This window comes from Phenylobacterium montanum, assembly GCF_018135625.1.
In the GTDB taxonomy this organism is placed as follows: Bacteria; Pseudomonadota; Alphaproteobacteria; order Caulobacterales; family Caulobacteraceae; genus Poindextera; species Poindextera montana.
Map to the genome: position 1 here is coordinate 4,783,125 of NZ_CP073078.1, position 16,618 is coordinate 4,799,742.

17 protein-coding genes are annotated in these 16,618 nt (G+C 68.8%); 6 read left to right on the forward strand and 11 right to left on the reverse strand.

Annotation, left to right across the window (positions count from 1 at the left end; all coding sequences use genetic code 11):
* The first annotated feature begins 6 nt into the window (after positions 1-6).
* From argB to KCG34_RS21915, 4 genes are all read left to right on the forward strand, one after another.
* Positions 7-933 carry an acetylglutamate kinase gene (gene argB, locus KCG34_RS21900; RefSeq protein ID WP_211937718.1) on the forward strand — a complete coding sequence of 309 codons (927 nt, stop codon included), beginning with the start codon at positions 7-9 and terminating at the stop codon, positions 931-933.
* Positions 930-1,601 carry a pyrimidine 5'-nucleotidase gene (locus KCG34_RS21905; protein ID WP_211937719.1) on the forward strand — a complete coding sequence of 224 codons (672 nt, stop codon included), beginning with the start codon at positions 930-932 and terminating at the stop codon, positions 1,599-1,601. The genes argB and KCG34_RS21905 overlap by 4 nt, the downstream gene beginning before the upstream one ends.
* A 7-nt stretch (positions 1,602-1,608) precedes the next feature.
* Positions 1,609-2,469: a 2,3,4,5-tetrahydropyridine-2,6-dicarboxylate N-succinyltransferase gene (gene dapD / locus KCG34_RS21910; protein ID WP_211937720.1), complete on the forward strand. Its 861-nt coding sequence runs from the start codon at positions 1,609-1,611 to the stop codon at positions 2,467-2,469.
* Positions 2,470-2,631: 162 nt separating this feature from the next.
* Positions 2,632-3,867 (forward strand): S53 family peptidase, encoded by a 1,236-nt coding sequence (locus KCG34_RS21915; protein ID WP_211937721.1) that lies wholly within the window; start codon positions 2,632-2,634, stop codon positions 3,865-3,867.
* A gap of 15 nt (positions 3,868-3,882) precedes the next feature.
* Here the strand turns inward: KCG34_RS21915 and KCG34_RS21920 are convergent, their stop codons facing one another.
* A complete protein-coding gene (locus tag KCG34_RS21920) occupies positions 3,883-4,233 on the reverse strand; it encodes a hypothetical protein (RefSeq protein WP_211937722.1) in 351 nt (116 codons plus the stop codon).
* A 74-nt stretch (positions 4,234-4,307) separates the two neighbouring features.
* Positions 4,308-6,170: a DNA mismatch repair endonuclease MutL gene (gene mutL / locus KCG34_RS21925; protein ID WP_211937723.1), complete on the reverse strand. Its 1,863-nt coding sequence runs from the start codon at positions 6,168-6,170 to the stop codon at positions 4,308-4,310.
* Positions 6,171-6,302: 132 nt separating this feature from the next.
* Here mutL and KCG34_RS21930 point away from each other — a divergent pair, with 132 nt between their 5' ends.
* Positions 6,303-7,199 (forward strand): TraB/GumN family protein, encoded by an 897-nt coding sequence (locus KCG34_RS21930; protein ID WP_211937724.1) that lies wholly within the window; start codon positions 6,303-6,305, stop codon positions 7,197-7,199.
* 19 nt (positions 7,200-7,218) lie between these two features.
* On the opposite strand, the gene KCG34_RS21935 is transcribed toward KCG34_RS21930, so the two are convergent.
* The 5 genes from KCG34_RS21935 to KCG34_RS21955 all read right to left on the reverse strand — a co-directional run bounded on the left by KCG34_RS21935 (position 7,219) and on the right by KCG34_RS21955 (position 12,136).
* Entirely contained in the window at positions 7,219-7,788 is a 570-nt protein-coding gene (locus tag KCG34_RS21935) for a DUF3035 domain-containing protein (RefSeq protein ID WP_211937725.1), read from the reverse strand.
* Positions 7,789-7,866: 78 nt separating this feature from the next.
* Complete coding sequence (gene lspA / locus KCG34_RS21940; protein ID WP_211937726.1) at positions 7,867-8,382, reverse strand: signal peptidase II; 516 nt, start codon at positions 8,380-8,382, stop codon at positions 7,867-7,869.
* Entirely contained in the window at positions 8,372-11,293 is a 2,922-nt protein-coding gene (gene ileS / locus KCG34_RS21945) for an isoleucine--tRNA ligase (RefSeq protein ID WP_211937727.1), read from the reverse strand. Before ileS ends, lspA begins: the two co-directional genes overlap by 11 nt.
* A gap of 187 nt (positions 11,294-11,480) precedes the next feature.
* Positions 11,481-11,897, reverse strand: a complete 417-nt coding sequence (locus tag KCG34_RS21950; protein WP_211937728.1) for a type II toxin-antitoxin system VapC family toxin — start codon at positions 11,895-11,897, stop codon at positions 11,481-11,483.
* The gene (locus tag KCG34_RS21955) at positions 11,894-12,136 is read right to left on the reverse strand and encodes a type II toxin-antitoxin system Phd/YefM family antitoxin (protein WP_211937729.1); all 243 of its coding nucleotides are present in this window, start codon (positions 12,134-12,136) and stop codon (positions 11,894-11,896) included. Before KCG34_RS21955 ends, KCG34_RS21950 begins: the two co-directional genes overlap by 4 nt.
* A 301-nt stretch (positions 12,137-12,437) precedes the next feature.
* Here KCG34_RS21955 and KCG34_RS21960 point away from each other — a divergent pair, with 301 nt between their 5' ends.
* Positions 12,438-12,923: a hypothetical protein gene (locus KCG34_RS21960; protein ID WP_211937730.1), complete on the forward strand. Its 486-nt coding sequence runs from the start codon at positions 12,438-12,440 to the stop codon at positions 12,921-12,923.
* Positions 12,924-12,972: 49 nt separating this feature from the next.
* On the opposite strand, the gene KCG34_RS21965 is transcribed toward KCG34_RS21960, so the two are convergent.
* From KCG34_RS21965 to tipF, 4 genes are read right to left on the reverse strand one after another with little or no spacing between them, the layout of a single operon-like run.
* Positions 12,973-13,914 (reverse strand): bifunctional riboflavin kinase/FAD synthetase, encoded by a 942-nt coding sequence (locus KCG34_RS21965; protein ID WP_211937731.1) that lies wholly within the window; start codon positions 13,912-13,914, stop codon positions 12,973-12,975.
* Between the two features lie 2 nt (positions 13,915-13,916).
* On the reverse strand, positions 13,917-14,339 hold the full coding sequence (locus KCG34_RS21970) for a MaoC family dehydratase (RefSeq protein WP_211937732.1): 423 nt from the start codon (positions 14,337-14,339) through the stop codon (positions 13,917-13,919).
* A gap of 13 nt (positions 14,340-14,352) precedes the next feature.
* On the reverse strand, positions 14,353-15,216 hold the full coding sequence (locus tag KCG34_RS21975) for a TIGR01459 family HAD-type hydrolase (RefSeq protein WP_211937733.1): 864 nt from the start codon (positions 15,214-15,216) through the stop codon (positions 14,353-14,355).
* A gap of 51 nt (positions 15,217-15,267) precedes the next feature.
* On the reverse strand, positions 15,268-16,593 hold the full coding sequence (tipF, locus tag KCG34_RS21980) for a flagella assembly cyclic-di-GMP phosphodiesterase TipF (RefSeq protein ID WP_211937734.1): 1,326 nt from the start codon (positions 16,591-16,593) through the stop codon (positions 15,268-15,270).
* Between the last annotated feature and the right edge of the window lie 25 nt (positions 16,594-16,618).

A 16,618-nucleotide genomic window follows, 5' to 3' on the forward strand; every position in this document is an offset into this window, starting at 1 on the left:
TCCGCCATGACCGACCCCTACGCCGAATCCCCCGACGAGCCCGGCTGGGCGACCGCCAAGACCCTGGCGGAGGCGCTGCCCTATATCCAGATCTACGACCGCGAGACGGTGGTGATCAAATACGGCGGCCACGCCATGGGCGAGGAGGCGGTGGCCAGGCTGTTCGCCGCCGACAGCGTGCTCCTGAAGCTTCTGGGCGTGCATCCGGTGGTGATCCATGGCGGCGGCCCGCAGATCAGCCGCATGCTGGAGAAGGCCGGAGTCAAGTCGACCTTCGTCGACGGCCTGCGCGTCACCGACGAGGCGACCATGGAGGTGGCCGAGATGGTCCTCTCCGGGGCGATCAACAAGGAGATCGTCAACTACATCAACCAGGCCGGCGCCGAGGCCGACGTGCGCGGCGTGGGCCTGTCGGGCAAGGATGCGCGGCTGATCACGGTCGAAAAGACCAAGAAGTCGCGGCGCGACCCGGACAGCAACATCGAGCACATCGTCGACCTGGGCTTCGTCGGCGACCCCAAGCGGGTCGATCCGCAGATCCTGGAAGCCCTGATCTACGCCAACCACGACTATATCCCGGTGATCGCCCCGATCGGCGTGTCCGAGGAAGGCGACACCTACAACATCAACGCCGACACCGTGGCCGGGGCGGTGGCGGGGGCGCTGAAGGCCAAGCGCATGCTGCTGCTGACCGATGTCGCCGGCGTACTGGGCGCCGACGGCGAGTTGGTGCGGCAGATGACCGTGGTCGAGGCCAAGCGCATGATCGCCGACGGCGTCGCCACCGGCGGCATGATCCCCAAGCTGGAGACCGCCATCGCCGCGGTGGAGGCCGGGGTCGAGGCGGTGGTGATCCTGGATGGCCGCCGCCCGCACGCCATGCTGACCGAGCTGTTCACCGAGCACGGCGCCGGGACCCTGGTGCGGGCATGACCCCAGAGTCCTCGCCAGACCTGGCCCACATAGACGTGTGGCTGTTCGACCTGGACAACACCCTCTATCCGGCCGAATGCGAGTTCATGGCCCTGATCGAGGCGCGCATGACCGACTTCATGCAGCGCGAGACGGGCCTGGAGCGCACCGAGGCGCGGGCGCTGCAGAAGAAGTACCTGCACGAGCACGGCACCACCCTGGCCGGCCTGATGGCCAATCACGGGGTCGATCCGGAGCTGTTCCTGGACGAGGTGCACGACGTCTCCATGGACGGCCTGACCCCGGACCCGGCCCTGCGCGCGGCGATCGAGCGCCTGCCGGGCCGGCGGCTGATCTTCACCAATGGCGACGCCCGCCACGCCGACCGGGTGCTGGAAAAGCTGGACCTGGCCGACCAGTTCGAGGCGGTGTTCCACATCGCCTCTGCAGACTATGTGCCCAAGCCCAATCCGGGGACCTTCCGCCGGATGATCGAGGCGCACGACATCGATCCCCTGGCCACCTGCTTCTTCGAGGACAGCGAGAAGAACCTGGCGCCCGCCGCCGGCCTCGGCATGACCACGGTGCTGGTGGGCGCGCACGCCGCCCGCTCCGACGCCGCCTTCGTTCAATACCGCACCGAGACACTGGCGCCATTCCTGGCCGCCGCCCGCCTGAAGCAGAGTTGAAACGACCATGACCGACGAGAACCGGTTCGCCGACCTGGAAGCCGCCATCGAGCAGGCCTGGGAGGCTCGCGCCGAGATCAGCCACACCACCACCGGCTTCATCCGCGAGTCGGTGGCCGAGGCCATCCAGCTGCTGGACGCCGGCCGTGCCCGCGTGGCCGAGAAGGTCGAGGGCGAGTGGGTGGTGCGCCAGTGGCTGAAGAAGGCGGTGCTGCTTTCCTTCCGCCTGCACCAGAACGTGCTGATGACCGGAACAGCCGGCCTGACCCACGAGCCGGGCGTCGGCCCCTGGTGGGACAAGGTGCCCGGCAAGTTCGCCAGCTGGACCGGGGCCGACTTCGAGGCCGCGGGCTTTCGCGCCGTGCCGGGCTCGATCGTGCGCCGCGGGGCCTTCGTCGGCCGCAACGCCGTGCTGATGCCCTCGTTCGTCAATATCGGCGCCTATGTCGATGAAGGGACCATGGTCGACACCTGGTCGACGGTCGGCTCCTGCGCCCAGATCGGCAAGAACGTGCACCTGTCCGGCGGCGTGGGCATCGGCGGCGTGCTGGAGCCGCTGCAGGCCAATCCCACCATCATCGAGGACGACTGCTTCATCGGCGCCCGCTCCGAGGTGGTCGAGGGGGTGATCATCGGCGAGGGCTCGGTGCTGTCGATGGGGGTGTTCATCTCCGCCTCGACCAAGATCGTCGACCGCAAGACCGGCGAAGTGCATCGCGGCAAGGTGCCGCCCTATTCCGTGGTGGTGCCGGGGACCCTGCCCGATCCGCACGGCGCGGGGCCGAGCCTCTCCTGTGCGGTGATCGTCAAGACAGTAGACGCTCAGACCCGCTCCAAGACTTCGGTTAACGAATTATTGCGGGATTAGCCTAAGAGGCGATTTTGTTGGTCCCGATTTCTTAATTTCCTAAAATATTCACATCACGAGCTCTACAGTTGGTGGCCGGAGTCGCGGAAAGGTGTTCTCATCCGCGGCCAAGGGGCTGCGCCGGTCTGTTCCCGCGCCGCCGACTGAGATAGGGGCGAAAACATGCTGCGTGGTCTTTCGGCCGCGATCGGGTCGGTCCTGGTCGCCGTGATGGCGTCGCTGGCCGGGCCTGCGGGAGCGCAGGGCTGGCTGGAGCGCTCGGGCAACACCTTCCACATGGCCACCTGTCCAGGGCCTGCAGCCCGGGGGATGGCCCGCTGCCACGCCCATGTGGTGACCGATGGCCGCGGCGCGCCGATCGCGCGCATGCTGGCGCGCAACATCACCCCGGCCGGCTATGGCCCCTCAGCCCTGTGGGCCGCCTACAACAAGGGCGCTGTCCCGACCGGCGGCGTGGGGATCACCGTCGCCATCGTCGACGCCTATGGCTACACCAACGCCGCCAGCGATCTGGCGACCTATCGCTCGCAGTACGGCCTGCCGGCCTGCCTCGCCAGCACCGGCTGCTTCCGCAAGGTGAACCAGAACGGCGGGACCAGCGGCCTTCCCCGCCAGAACACCGGCTGGGCCCAGGAGAGCGCGCTCGACATCGAGATGGTCAGCGCCATGTGCCCCAACTGCAAGATCATCCTGGTGGAGGCCAATTCGGCCAGCTTCGCCGACCTGGCGACCGCCGAGCAGACCGCGGCCAGGATGGGCGCGGCGGTGATCAGCAACAGCTATGGCGGCGGCGAGTCCGGGTCCGCCGCCTATGCTGGCGCCTACAACTACCAGAGCGCCTATCCCTTCGCGGTCAATCCGAACCTGGTGATCACCGCCAGCTCGGGCGACAGCGCCTATGCCGCCGGGCCGCAGTTTCCCGCGTCCCTGCCGTCGGTGATCGCCGTCGGCGGCACCAGCCTCGCCAGCAACGGGACGCAGACGGCCTGGTCCGGCGCGGGCAGCGGCTGCAGCACCACCTATCCCAAGCCGACCTGGCAGTTCGACTCCGGCTGCGCCATGCGCACCATCGCCGACGTCTCGGCCGTGGCGGACCCGAACACCGGCGTCGCCGTCTTTGGGCCGGCCAATTCCAGGACCTCGGCCTGGCTGGTGTTCGGCGGCACCAGCGTCGCCGCCCCGCTGATCGCGGGGGTCTACGGCAATGTGGTCAATTCCAGCCAGTTCCCCTACGGCCGCTTCCTCTATGGGAACTCCAGCGCCCTGACCGACGTGACCTCGGGCAGCAACGGCAGCTGCGGCGCGGTCGGCAGTTCTACCTACTACCTGTGCAATGCAGTCGGCGGCTACGACGGGCCGACGGGCCTGGGCGCGCCGAACGGGTTCGCTCCGTTCTGACGGCGCGGCGCAGGCTCAGTGCCTGCGCCCGTCCACCTTCCCGGCGTCGATGGCCAGGGTCACCTGGCCCTGGTCCTTGTCGCCGATCGGCACGGTGACCGCGCCGGCGACCTCGCGATAGCCGCCCGTGCCGACGCCGACCGAAACGAAGCCGTGGGGCTTGTGGTCGGGCAGGGGTTCCTTCTGGTCGTCGGCGCCGTCGGCGACGAATTGCTGGATGTCGGCAGCGGTGGTGTCCGGCGGCGCGGCCGGCGCTCCCTTGGCGGTGGCCACCGGCGCGTCGGACGCCTGGGGCTCCTCCGCCAGGGCGGGGCTGGCCAGCAGGGCCAGGGCCAGAACGGCGGGGATCAGGCGAAACGGCGGCATGCGGCGTACTCCTACACGCCCCAGACCTGCGCGCCAGTGTTGTCGCAATTGAGGCGCGTCGGTTTCAGGTCGTGTCACCGGCGCCCGAACAGCCGCTCGATGTCGGCCAGCTTCAGTTCCACATAGGTCGGGCGGCCGTGGTTGCACTGGCCGGAGTGGGGCGTGGCTTCCATCTGGCGCAGCAGAGCGTTCATTTCGGCGGCGCTGAGCCGGCGACCGGCGCGGACCGAGCCGTGGCAGGCCATGGTCGAGCAGACCGCCTGCAGCCGCTCGGCCAGGGCCAGGGCGGCGCCGTTCTCGGAGAGGTCGTCGGCGATGTCGCGGATCAGCCCGCCGACATCGGTCTCGCCCAAGAGGGCCGGGGTCTCGCGCACCAGGATGGCGCCGGGGCCGAAGGGCTCGATGATCAGGCCGAGCGCGGCCAGCTCCTCGGCCTTGTCCGCCACCCGCTGGGCCTCGGCGGGGTCCAGGTCCACCACCTCGGGCAGCAGCAGGGCCTGGCGAGTCACGCCGCCGGCCTCCATCTCGGCCTTCATGCGCTCATAGACCAGCCGCTCATGGGCGGCGTGCTGGTCGACGATCACCACCCCGTCGCGGGTCTGGGCGACGATATAGGTCTCGTGCACCTGAGCCCGGGCGGCGCCCAGGGGAAAAAGGGTCGGATCAACCACCGTCTCGCCGGCCGGCGCCGGCGGGGCGTCCTGAACGAAGGCCATGGCGGCTTCGGCCACCTGTGCGAAGCCGCTCGGCGAAGGTTCGACCCGCGCCGAGACCTGGCCCAGGCCCGGCAGGTTGGCGGTCGCGGCGACCGGAGAGGGCGTCCACCCGCCGGCGCCCCAGGCCGAGAAGCCTGCCGCGCTCGGGCCGCCGGGGCGGAAGCCGCCCAGGGCCTGGCTGGCGACGGTGGTAGAGGCCCGGTGCCCCGCGCCGGCCAGGGCGTGGCGCAGGGCGCCGACAATCAGGCCGCGCACCAGGCTGGGGTCGCGGAAACGCACCTCGGCCTTGGCCGGGTGGACGTTGATGTCCACCTCGACCGGATCCAGCTCGACATAGAGGGCTGCGGTGGGGTGCCGATCCCTTGCCAGATAATCGGCGTAGGCGGCCCTCAAGGCCCCCTGAAGCAGCCGGTCGCGCACGGGCCGGCCGTTGACGAACAGGTGCTGGTGGGCCGAGTTGCCGCGCGAATAGGTCGGCAGGCCGGCATAGCCGGTCAGGCGCACGCCGTCTCGCGTCTGGTCGATCAGCAGCGCGTTGTCCTGGAACTCGCCCCCCAGGACGGCGTGGAGCCGCTTCAGCCGCCCCTCCGGCCCCTCGGCCTCGGCCGGCAGGCGCAGCACACGGCGCCCGTCCAGGTCCAGGGCGAAGGCCACCGCCTCGTGGGCCATGGCCTGGCGCTTGACCTCTTCGGTGATGGCCATGGCTTCGGCGCGTTCCGACTTCATGAACTTCAGCCGCGCGGGGGTGGCGAAGAACAGGTCACGTACCTCGACCCGCGCTCCGTGCGGTCCGGCGAAGGGCGCCGGATGCGCCTCGCCCACCGCCCCGCCCTCGACCGCCAGCGCATAGGCGTCGGCTGAACCTTGTGCGCGGGCTGTCAAGGTCAGGCGGGCGACCGAGCCGATCGAGGGCAGGGCCTCGCCGCGAAAGCCCAGGGTGCCGATGCGCAGCAGGTCCCAGTTTCCATCGTCATCCGGCGACAGCTTGGAGGTCGCATGGCGCTCGACGGCGACGCCCAGCTCCTCGCGCGTGAGGCCGGAGCCGTCGTCGACCACCAGGATGCGGGACAGGCCGCCCTGATCGGCCTGCACCTCGATCCGCCTCGCGCCAGCGTCGATGGCGTTTTCCACCAGCTCCTTGACGGCGCTGGCCGGCCGCTCGACCACCTCGCCGGCGGCGATGCGGTTCACGGTTTCCGGCGGGAGGCGACGGATTGTCATACGGCCACCATAGCCGATTCCGCGTTATAGGACGGCGCCCGCCACGACATCGCCTTGATCGGCGGGCCTATCGCCCAAATCTGTAGTCGTGGCGCGCCGCCTCCCCCGCGCTGATTCAACCGAGTGGATTTCTTGACCCGATCCCGCGTTTTCTCGGCGCTGTGCGCCGTTATGGCCGGCGTTTTCGGCCTGACCCTGGCATCCGCCGCCGGCGCAGCGCCGGCCTGGTGGCGCGTCTCCGATGGCCGCAACGAGATTTGGATCATCGGCGCCCCGCGCGTGACGCCGCGCAACTTCAACTGGGACACCTCGGGCCTGGAAAAGCGCCTGGCCTCGGCCAGCACCCTGATCGTGGGGCCACAGCCGAAGAACAAGGTCGCCGAGACCGGGCTGATCCTGGTCAATTTCGGCGAACTTCGCTCGCCCACGCCCATGGAGACGACGCTGTCCCCGCCGCTTCGCCGCCAGTTCGCCGCCATGCGCCAGTCGATCGGCCAGGGCCAGGGTCACTACGACGGCTGGAAACCGGCCGTAGCGGGCTTCTGGCTGTCGCAGGACTTCCTCAAGGCCTACGATCTGCAGTCCGGCCAGGTGGAGAGCAAGGTGCGCAAGCTGGCGCACGCCAAGGGGCTCAGCGAGACGCCGTCGGGCACGGTGGACGCCAGCGAGATGATCAACCAGTTCAAAACTCTCGGGGCGAAAGGCCAGGAAGCCTGCCTCGCCGCCTCGGTGCACGACCTTTCGGTGGGGCCGGATCGGCTGAAAGCCCTGGCCGACGCCTGGGCCAAGGGCGAGGTGACCACCCCGCCGATCGACGCCATCGACCGCGCCTGCCTGCAGGCGGCGCCGGCCTTTGGGGCGGCTTTCGACAGGGCGGCGAACCAGGACAGCGCCGCCATCGCCCAGGCGCTCAGCCGCGGCGCGCCGCGCGCGGTGGCGGAATTCGACCTGCCGACCCTGATCATGCCGGGGGGCGTGCTCGACCACCTGCGCGCCCGCGGGCTGCAGGTGTCTGGGCCGATGGAATAGGGCGGCGGTTGCCGGGAGCTCAGAGCCCCGGCAGCTTGATGTGCGAGTCCTTCTCGCGCTTGATCACGATCGGCCCGTTGCCGGTCAGCTTGGCGATGCGGGTCTTTTCGACTTCCGGATCGACCGGGGTCGGGCTCGAGGCGCCAGCCTCGTTGGCGGTCAGCGCCTGGCCCTGGGTCTCGGGCTTGTCCTTGCGCCAGAACATGATCTTGTCGGCGAAGCTGGTTTCCTTGTGCGCCACGCTGCCGAACTCGTCATCGACCACATAGCGGATCAGCGGGTCGGCATGATCGGCGCCGGCCTTGGAGGCCAGCATCTTTTCGCCGTCCGAGCGCGACTCGGCCGCGCGGGCGCCCAGAAGGGCGGTGCGGGCGGCGCTTTCGGGCTGCAGCTCCTGGGGGCGCGGCTCGCCGGGCGCCGGCGGGCGCAGGGCGTAGTCGGGGGGCACAACCAGGGGCGCCTTGGTGACCACGCGAAACTCGTCGGGGGTGACCTTGGTCATGCCCAGGGCCTCGCGCGTGCTCTGACAGCCCGCCAGGCCCAGGCCCGCCAGCAGAACGGCGGCGACCGCGACGCGATTGAAACTCATCAGACCTATGCTCCTAGGACCGCCCCCGGCCGTCTCTTGCGGCTTCGATAGCGCATTATTGCGCCGGGCGCCAATGCCCTAAGACGCCGCGGGTTTCTCCGCCTTGTTCGGCGAGACAAGTCCTTCCAGCAGCAGCAGGATCACGCCGACGGTGATGGCGCTGTCGGCCACGTTGAACACCCATTTGAAGCCGATCCCGGAGAAATCCAGGAAATCGACCACCGAGCCGAATCGCACCCGGTCGATCAGGTTGTTGCCGATCGCCCCGCCCATGATCAGGCCGATGGCCAGCGCCGTCCAAAGCCTGGTCTGGCGCCAGGCGAACACGCCGAGGCCGATCACCACCGCCGCGGCGAAGATCACCAGCAGCCAGCGGCCCATGGGCGTGTCGGCGCGCAGGAGGCCGAAGCTGACCCCCTGGTTGGCCACCGAGCTGAGCATGAAGAAGGGCGGCAGCACCGGGATCCGCAGACGTTCGGGCAAGTCCAGCGGGCCGATGACATAGGCCTTGGAGGCCTGGTCCAGCACCACCACCAGGGCGGCGAGGGCGTAGGCGACCCAGCTGGTGCGGCGGCCCGGCGATTCACTCGCCATGCTGTTCATCCCAGTAGGCGACCGCGTCGGCGTCGCGCAGCGACAGGTCGGGGTAGCGCGGATCGCTTCCCACCTCCGGCAGGATGCGCCAGGAACGAGCGCACTTCTGACCTTCGGCCTTCAGCGGTTCGACGGCGACGCCCTTGACCTCGTCGAGGCGGAAGGCGCCCTCAGGCCCTTCGCCGGCGACCAGGCTCGCCTGGCTGGTGCGGAACACCTCGGCGGCGTCCAGGCCCTCGAAGGCGGCCAGGAGTTCGGGCGCTGTGATATGCACCCGGGGCGCCGCCTCCAGGGCCGCGCCGATGCGCTTTTCGCGCCGCTCGACCTCCAGGGCGCCGGTGACCGCGCGGGTCACCGTCTCGACCCGGCCCCAGCGCTCGGCCTCGGCGTCGTTGCGCCATTCCGCCGGCGTCTCCGGGATCACCCTCAGGCAGTTGGAGCCAGCGCTGGGGAAGCGCGTGGCCCAGGCCTCCTCCATGGTGAAACAGGCCAGGGGCGAGAGCCAGGCGGTCAGGCGCTCGAACACCAGGTCCATCACCGTGCGGCAGGCGCGGCGGCGCAGGCTGTCAGGCCGGTCGCAATAGAGGGCGTCCCGGCGGATGTCGAAATAGAGGGCCGACAGGTCGCCCGAACAGAACTCGGACAGCGGCCGCCAGACGTCCTGGAAGCGGTAGGTCTCGTAGGCGCGGCGAACCAGGCCGTCGAGCTGCCAGAGGCGATGCAGGATGTAGCGCTCCAGCGGCGGCATGTCGGCCAGGGCTACGCGCTCTGCCTCGTCGAAGCCGGCCAGGCCGCCCAAGAGGTAGCGCACCGTGTTGCGCAGCTTGCGATAGCCGTCGACCGTGGTCTGCAGGATGGTCTTGCCGATCCGCTGGTCCTCGGCGTAGTCGACCATCGCCGCCCAGAGGCGCAGGATCTCGGCCCCGCTGTCCTTCATGATCGCCTGGGGCTCGATGGTGTTGCCCAGGCTCTTGGACATCTTCTCGCCCTTCTCGTCGAGCGTGAAGCCGTGGGTCACGACCGCTTTGAACGGCGCGCGCCCGCGCGTGCCGCAGGATTCCAGCAGCGAGGACTGGAACCAGCCGCGGTGCTGGTCCGAGCCCTCCAGATAGCAGTCGGCGGGCGAGTGGGAATCCGCCCGGCCCTCCAGGGTGAAGGCGTGGGTCGAGCCGCTGTCGAACCATACGTCGAGGATGTCGTCGACCTTCTCGTAGCGGTCGGGATCGTGGTTGCCCAGGAAGTCACTGGCCGGGCGGTTGAACCAGGCGTCGGCGCCCTCCTCGGCGATGGCCTCGCAGATGCGCTTGGAGACGTCCGGGTCCGCCAGGGGGTGGCCGGTGTCCTTCTCGATGAAGATGGCCAGGGGCGAGCCCCAGGCGCGCTGGCGGCTGACCAGCCAGTCGGGGCGGGTCTCGACCATCGAGCGGATGCGGTTGCGCCCCTGAGCCGGATAGAACTCGGTGGCGTCGATGGCGCGCAGCGCGGTCTGGCGCAGGGTCTTGCCCTGGTGCGCCGGGCCCTCGATCGGCGCGTCCATGCGAATGAACCACTGGGGCGTATTGCGGAAGATCACCGGGGCCTTGGAGCGCCAGCTGTGCGGATAGCTGTGCTCCAGCCGGCCGCGGGCCAGAAGGTTGCCGGCCTCGATCAGCCTGTCCATCACCGCGCCGTTGGCCGGGCCGAACTTGCCGGCCTTCTTGCCCTCGGTCTCCAGCACCTTCAGGCCGGCGAACAGGGGCACGTGGTCGTAGTAGGCGCCGTCCGGATCGACGGTGTCGGGGATCTCGCGATGGCCGTGGGCCAGCCAGACCTGATAGTCGTCCTGGCCATGGCCGGGAGCTGTGTGGACGAAGCCCGTGCCCGCATCCTCGGTCACATGGTCACCGGCCAGCAGCGGCACCGCGAAACCATAGCCCGAGTCCAGGTTGGCCAGGGGGTGGGCGCAGACCATGCCCTGGCAGTCGACCCGTTCCTCGCGGCGCCAGCGGTCGATCTTGGCCGCCGCGCGCACGTCCTCGGCCAGCCGGTCGGCGACGACCAGCCGGTCGCCGGGCTTGGCCCAGGGCTCGAACGGCAGGCCGGTCTCCATGGCCTCGACCACATAGACCGAATAGGCGATGTCCGGATTGTACGAGATCGCCCGGTTGGCCGGGATGGTCCAGGGCGTGGTGGTCCAGATCACCACCGAGGCCCCGACCTCGCCGTCCGAGCCCTCGATCACCGGGAACTTCACCCAGACCGTGGGGCTGACATGGTCGTGGTATTCGATTTCTGCGTCGGCCAGGGCGGTGCGCTCGACCGGGCTCCACATGACGGGCTTGGAGCCGCGATAGAGCTGGCCCATGGCCACGAACTTGTGGAACTCCTCGACGATCTTGGCTTCGCTGGAGAAATCCATGGTCGAGTAGCGGTTAGCCCAGTCGCCGATCACCCCCAGGCGCTGGAATTCGCCGCCCTGGACCCCGATCCAGTGCTCGGCGTATTCGCGGCAGCGGGCGCGGAACTCGGCCTTGCTGACCTCGTCCTTGCGCCGGCCTTTGCTACGGAACTCCTCCTCGACCTTCCACTCGATCGGCAGGCCGTGGCAGTCCCAGCCGGGGACGTAGTCGACGTCGTAGCCCAACAGGAAACGCGAGCGGACCACGAAGTCCTTGAGGATCTTGTTCAGCGAGTGGCCGATGTGGATGGCGCCATTGGCGTAGGGCGGGCCGTCATGGAACACGAACAGGGGCGCCCCGTCCGCCTGGCGCTTCTTGCGCATGGCGGCGTAGAGGTCGGTGCGCGCCCATTCGCCCAGGATCTCGGGCTCCAGCTTGGGTAGGCCCGCGCGCATGGGGAACGGGGTCTCGGGAAGGAAGACGGTTTCGCGGTAGTCGCGGGCGGCGGTCTCGCCGTGGGCGTCGTTGGCCATGATCGGATCCAAAACTAAGGCTCGATGGGACTTTGAAAAGGGTCGAGGTCTCCCGGCGCGCGACAGCCCTTAACAGGAGCGCGTCACGCCGGGCGGATAATTCGAAACCCTGTCCGAACCTTGATCATGCGGGCGGTGTAACAGAGGGCGGCGCGAGGGGCGAGTGGGTTGTTGCCCCAGCCCAGCCCTAGCTTGTCGGGAGCATCTCTACGCCAGCCGCCCGGGCGGCGGCGACTAGGCGCTTGTCACTGGTCGCAAGGGGAACTTGCAGGCGGAGCGTCAGTTCGAGATAGGTCGCATCATAAGCGGTCAGGCCATAGGCTTCGGCGAGTTGCGCTGTCGCGCTCCATGTCCGAACGGCGGTTTCATCGTCGATGCTGATCGGCAAGGCGTTGAGCAGGCCCGCCAGGCTGCGGCGCTTCTCGGCCGTGATCCTGCCACGCCGTTCGGCGGTCAGCAGCCCGTTCAGCGCCTCGATCGGCCATAGCTGCGGGGCGAATGCGCCCGCTGCGGCGACCCGGTCGAGCAGCGCCATGATCGCCGGAGTCTGTTCGTCCTCGAAGCACCAGGCGAGGGCGATGGAATTGTCGAGGACGAAACTCACCGCCGCCCTTCGTCGATCAGGTCCCGGATGCTCAGGCCGCCCAGCGTCTGGCCTTTGCTGGCCGTTCGAAGCCCCTCGGCGGCGCGGCGGGCCTTGTCTCGATTGAAGCCGGTCTCCGCCGGAACCAGGCGGGCTATCGGCTTGCCGCGACGTGTGATCATCACCTCGCCGCCGCCTTCGACTTCGTCCAACAGGGCCGTCAGACGATTCTTGGCTTCAAAGACGCCGACGGTATGCATTGGGCTGCTCCGATGAGTTGGCTATCTGGCTAGCTAGATGGCTAGATTAGCAGGCGGGATCGTTAGTTCCAATACGACAGGCGGAGGCCGGTTGCGCCCTTGACTTGGCCGGAACGGCAGGCAGGCTCGCAACTGTGAAATCAAGGCTCGGCCTCGCCGCTGGACGGCGCACCTAGAGACCAAGTGCGGGCCACCGCGTCCCTGACCGCCGATACGGAACGAGCGACGCCGCATCCGATCGCCCCTCGACAGGCTTGCTAAGCTGCATCATCTCTGGGTCATGCAGCGGAGCTATCCGAGATTGACGAAGGCGCAGGCCGACGCGCTGAGCCTCATTACGCCCAGCGGAGGCCGTGCCGGCGAGCCACTGTATTTCCCTTCTCGAGTTCGCCTCAAATCCGGCACGAATATCGAGTGTGTTTACCTAAGCGAGGCCATCACTTGGTTCCGTTGGTGGGGTGTCTGGCCCGAAGATGATCGCGGCAAGTCAGTCGTCTCTCTGGCCGAGATCGACGCCCTCTCGGAAAGCCCACATCGCTTGCCCGCGAGCTTCGCCAACCAGCTCTATGAAGCCGGCGAGACTGGGATGGGCTACACCGTCTTCACCGTGAAGTTCCACGACGGCACCAGTTGCGCATTTGGGAACGGCAACGCGATCGACTTCATCCACTATCCTGCCGGAAAGTCCGCACGTGATGTCGCTGCGGTCACGCCGCATGTTCCGGCTGGAGGCCGGAACATGAATCCAGTCCCGGATTACTCGTGGTGTCTCTACAGCGTGGAATGACCTGCCCCGATTCGGCAGCGGCGGTTAAAGCCGTCTCGGTCCTTGCCTCTCAAATCTCTGGCAGCAAAATCCTCGCCGCCGCGTCGGCATCCTTGCCGATCTGGTCGATCAGCGCTTCCAGGCCCTCGAACTTCAACTCCGGCCGCAGGAACGCCACCAGGTCCGTCTCGATGGTCTGGCCGTAGAGGTCTTCGTCGAATTCGAACAGCCAGACCTCCAGCCGCGCCTCGACCAGGCCGGTCGTCGGATTGACGCCGAAATTGGCCACGCCGGGGATCTCGCGGCCGTCGGCCAAGCGGGTCCTCGTCGCATAGGAGCCCAGGCGCGGGCGGACATAGTCGCCGCCGTTCACGTTGGCGGTGGGGAAGCCCAGCTTGCGGCCCAGCTTCTGGCCCTCGACCACCACGCCCTCGATGGCGAAGGGCCGGCCGAGGATTTCGGTGGCGCGTTCGGGATGGCCGGCCTTCAGCGCCTCGCGCACCCCGCTGGAGGAGTATTTGGCGATCTTCTCGTCGCCCGCCCGCTCGGCGATGGAGACCGAGAAGCCATAGGTCTCGCCATAGCGCTTCAAGGCCTCGGGATCGCCGCTGCGGCCCTTGCCGAAGGTGATGTCGAAGCCGGCGGCGACGTGGCGGGCGCCGAGCCCTGAGGCCAGCACGTCGCGGGCGAAGTCCTCGTCGCTCATCTGCGCCATCTCGGCGTCGAACGGCAGCACGTAGAAGAAGTCGACCCCCAGGTCGTCCAGCGCCCGGGCCTGCTGGTCCAGGGTCATCAGCCGGAAGGGCTCGACATTGGGGAAGAAGTAGCGCCGCGGATGCGGCTCGAAGCTGATCACCCCCAGCGGCGCGTGCAGCCGGCCGGCGGCGACAGCGGCGGCGGCGATCACCCGCTGGTGGCCCCGGTGCACGCCGTCGAACTCGCCCAGCGCCACGGCCGCGCCGCGGTGCTCGGGCTCGATGTCGCGCCAGCCGTGGATCACTTTCAGATGCAAGTTCAGCCGCCCCGCCGCGAAACCATCACCACCGCCTCGCCCTCGACCACGGCCTTGCCGTTCACGCTGCAGACGGTGCGAAGCGTCACATGGGCCTTGGCCTCATCGATCGCCACTATCTCGACCCTGGCCGTCACCCCGTCGCCGATCTTCACCGGGCGGCGGAACTTCAGCGATTGCGACAGGTAGATGCTCCCCGGTCCCGGCAGTTGCATGCCGATCACCGCCGAGATGTAGCTGGCCGCCAGCATGCCGTGGGCGATGCGGCCCTTGAACTGGGTGGTTGAGGCATAGGCCTCATCCAGGTGCACGGGATTAGCGTCGCCGGAGACCTCGGCGAAGGCCTGGATCACGGCCTCGCTGACCGTCCAGGCGCGCTCGGCGCTCTGGCCGACGCTCAGGTCCTCAAGCTGCAGTCCGCTCAAACTCACCCTCCGTTCACCAGATCAGATCCGCCATCAGGTAGCGGGCGGAAAGGCCGTCTTCGGCCAGGCGGTGCGCCGCGGCCGCCGGATCGAGGGCGCCTGTGGCGTCGCACACCTCGGCCCTGTGGATACCGCCGGCGACGAACAGGCAGTCAAGATGCTGGTGCAGGGCGCCTTGCACGTCGGTCGGCAGGCCGTCGCCGACGCACAGCACACGGCGGCGGTCGACCGGCCGGCCCAGCAGCCGTTGAGCCTCGGCCAGAGCCAGGTCGTAGATCGGCGGGTGTGGCTTGCCAGCCATGATCACCTTGCCGCCCAGGTCGCCGTAGAACTGGGCCAGGGCCCCGCCGCAATAGATCAGCCGGTCGCCGCGCTGGACCACGATGTCGGGATTGGCGCAGATCATGGCCAGGTCCCGCTCCAGGCAGACCCCGAAACGGGTGCGGTAGTCCTCTGGCGTCTCCACCTCGTCGTCGAAGGGGCCGGTGCAGCTGATGAAGGCCGCCTCGTGCGGGTCGGCGAATTCCAGGGGCAGGCCCTCGTAGAGAGGGGCGTCACGATCCGGCCCGATCGCCCAGGCGGGGCCGGGCGCACGCTCGGCGAGGAGCGCCCGGGTGGCGTCGCCGGAGGTGACGAAGGCGCTCCAGGCAGCCCGCGGCACGCCCAGGCGCTCCAGTTGCTCATGCACGGCGGCGGCTGGCCGCGGCGCGTTGGAGATCAGCACCACCGGCTTGTCCGCTGCGAAACGCGCCAGGGCTTCGCAGGCGACGGGGAAGCCTTCGCGGCCGTTGTGGATCACCCCCCAGACGTCGCACAGCAGCACGTCATAGTCGTCGGCGATGGCTGACAGGCCGGTCAGGGGCAGGGGCGCGCTCATATGCTGGGCGGTAGCCGCCTAGCCCTGCCGGGTCAACGCTGTTGTCGGGTGTTACCGCCCGCCGTGCTGGGCCAGGCCGCGCTTGACGAAGTCGGCCGGCGGCTCCGCCTCGGCCAGGACCTGGTCGCGGATCGCCCGCGGCTCGCCGAACAGGTTGCCCTGGCCGTAGCCGATGTTCAGCTCCAGGATGTCCACCACCTGGCGCTCGCTCTCGATCTTCTCGGCGATCAGCTCGACGCCATAGCGGCGGGTCAGGTCGGCGAAGTCGGCGGCGGCGATGTCCTTCAGGCCGCGCAGGGTCAGCCGGCCATCCTCTTCCGTCAGTTGGCCGATCAGGGTGTCGGCGGTGACCTTGACGTACTTGACGTCGGCCCGGGCCAGGTCCTGGAAGTCGAGGTCCAGGTCGGTGACCTTGTCCAGCGAGAAGCGGAAGCCGAGGTCGGCCAGCTTGGCCATGTTGCGCGCCTCGGTGGCCCCGCGGCGCTCGAAGGCCGCCTGGCCCAGCTCGAACACCAGCCCCTTGGCCATGTCGCGGTTCTGCGACAGGAACTCCAGGAACTGCGGGAAGAACTGCTCGTCGCCCAGGGAGGCCAGGGAGATGTTGCAGAAGATCGCCACCTTGCGGTCGCCCTTGGCCAGGCGGCGCACGATCTGGGCGCAGCGGAACAGCAGCAGGTTGTCGATGGTCGACATCAGCCCCTCGGGCTCGGCGACGGTCAGGTATTCGGCGGGCATCAGAACCCGGCCGGTGGCGTCGCGCAGGCGCGAAAAGCTCTCGTAGAACACCGTCCGCCGCTGCGGCAGCCCGACGATCGGTTGCAGATAGAGGTCGATGCGGTTGTCGCTCATCGCTTCGCGAACGGTGTCGAGCAACAGGGCGTGCTGGGCGGAGTGATGCTGCATGGCCTCGGCCACGCGCAGCTGGGCGGGGGATTGCGGAGGCGGCGCGTGGTGGGCCGGAGCGTAGTGGACTGGAGAATGGTGGACCATCGGCATCGAGAGCCGCTCTTCCAGCGTGTCGCTCATCTGCTGCACGGCGTCGTCCAGGCGGCGGATCTCCTCCGCCAGGATTTCGGAGCGCTCGAAGGTCTCGGTGGCCACGGTCTTGGCCAGGGCGGCGACCCGGTCGTGCATCTTTTCCAGCTGGTTGGCCAGGATCACGTGGGCGTCGCGCACGTCGGCCAGGTCGCCCGACTGGCGGCCGCGCTCCATTATGCGCGAGACCTGGCCATGCAGGGCGAGGGCCAGGCCCAGGCCGCCGATCAGCGCCGCCACACCCGCACCCCATCCGCCGCCGCCCCGCCAGATGAGCAGGGCCGCTGTCAGGGCCAGACAGAGATAGGCGCCGGCCAGCAGCGCCGTAGTGACTTTGCGCATCGTTCCGCCCATTCGAATCAATTTA

Excerpts from the sequence above, each read along its gene's own strand:
- argB (WP_211937718.1), top strand. The coding sequence starts at position 7 with ATGACCGACCCCTACGCCGAATCCCCCGACGAGCCCGGCTGGGCGACC.
- KCG34_RS21905 (WP_211937719.1), top strand. The coding sequence starts at position 930 with ATGACCCCAGAGTCCTCGCCAGACCTGGCCCACATAGACGTGTGGCTG.
- dapD (WP_211937720.1), top strand. The coding sequence starts at position 1,609 with ATGACCGACGAGAACCGGTTCGCCGACCTGGAAGCCGCCATCGAGCAG.
- KCG34_RS21915 (WP_211937721.1), top strand. The coding sequence starts at position 2,632 with ATGCTGCGTGGTCTTTCGGCCGCGATCGGGTCGGTCCTGGTCGCCGTG.
- KCG34_RS21920 (WP_211937722.1), bottom strand. The coding sequence starts at position 4,233 with ATGCCGCCGTTTCGCCTGATCCCCGCCGTTCTGGCCCTGGCCCTGCTG.
- mutL (WP_211937723.1), bottom strand. The coding sequence starts at position 6,170 with ATGACAATCCGTCGCCTCCCGCCGGAAACCGTGAACCGCATCGCCGCC.
- KCG34_RS21935 (WP_211937725.1), bottom strand. The coding sequence starts at position 7,788 with ATGAGTTTCAATCGCGTCGCGGTCGCCGCCGTTCTGCTGGCGGGCCTG.
- lspA (WP_211937726.1), bottom strand. The coding sequence starts at position 8,382 with ATGGCGAGTGAATCGCCGGGCCGCCGCACCAGCTGGGTCGCCTACGCC.
- ileS (WP_211937727.1), bottom strand. The coding sequence starts at position 11,293 with ATGGCCAACGACGCCCACGGCGAGACCGCCGCCCGCGACTACCGCGAA.
- KCG34_RS21955 (WP_211937729.1), bottom strand. The coding sequence starts at position 12,136 with ATGCATACCGTCGGCGTCTTTGAAGCCAAGAATCGTCTGACGGCCCTG.
- KCG34_RS21975 (WP_211937733.1), bottom strand. The coding sequence starts at position 15,216 with ATGAGCGCGCCCCTGCCCCTGACCGGCCTGTCAGCCATCGCCGACGAC.
- tipF (WP_211937734.1), bottom strand. The coding sequence starts at position 16,593 with ATGCGCAAAGTCACTACGGCGCTGCTGGCCGGCGCCTATCTCTGTCTG.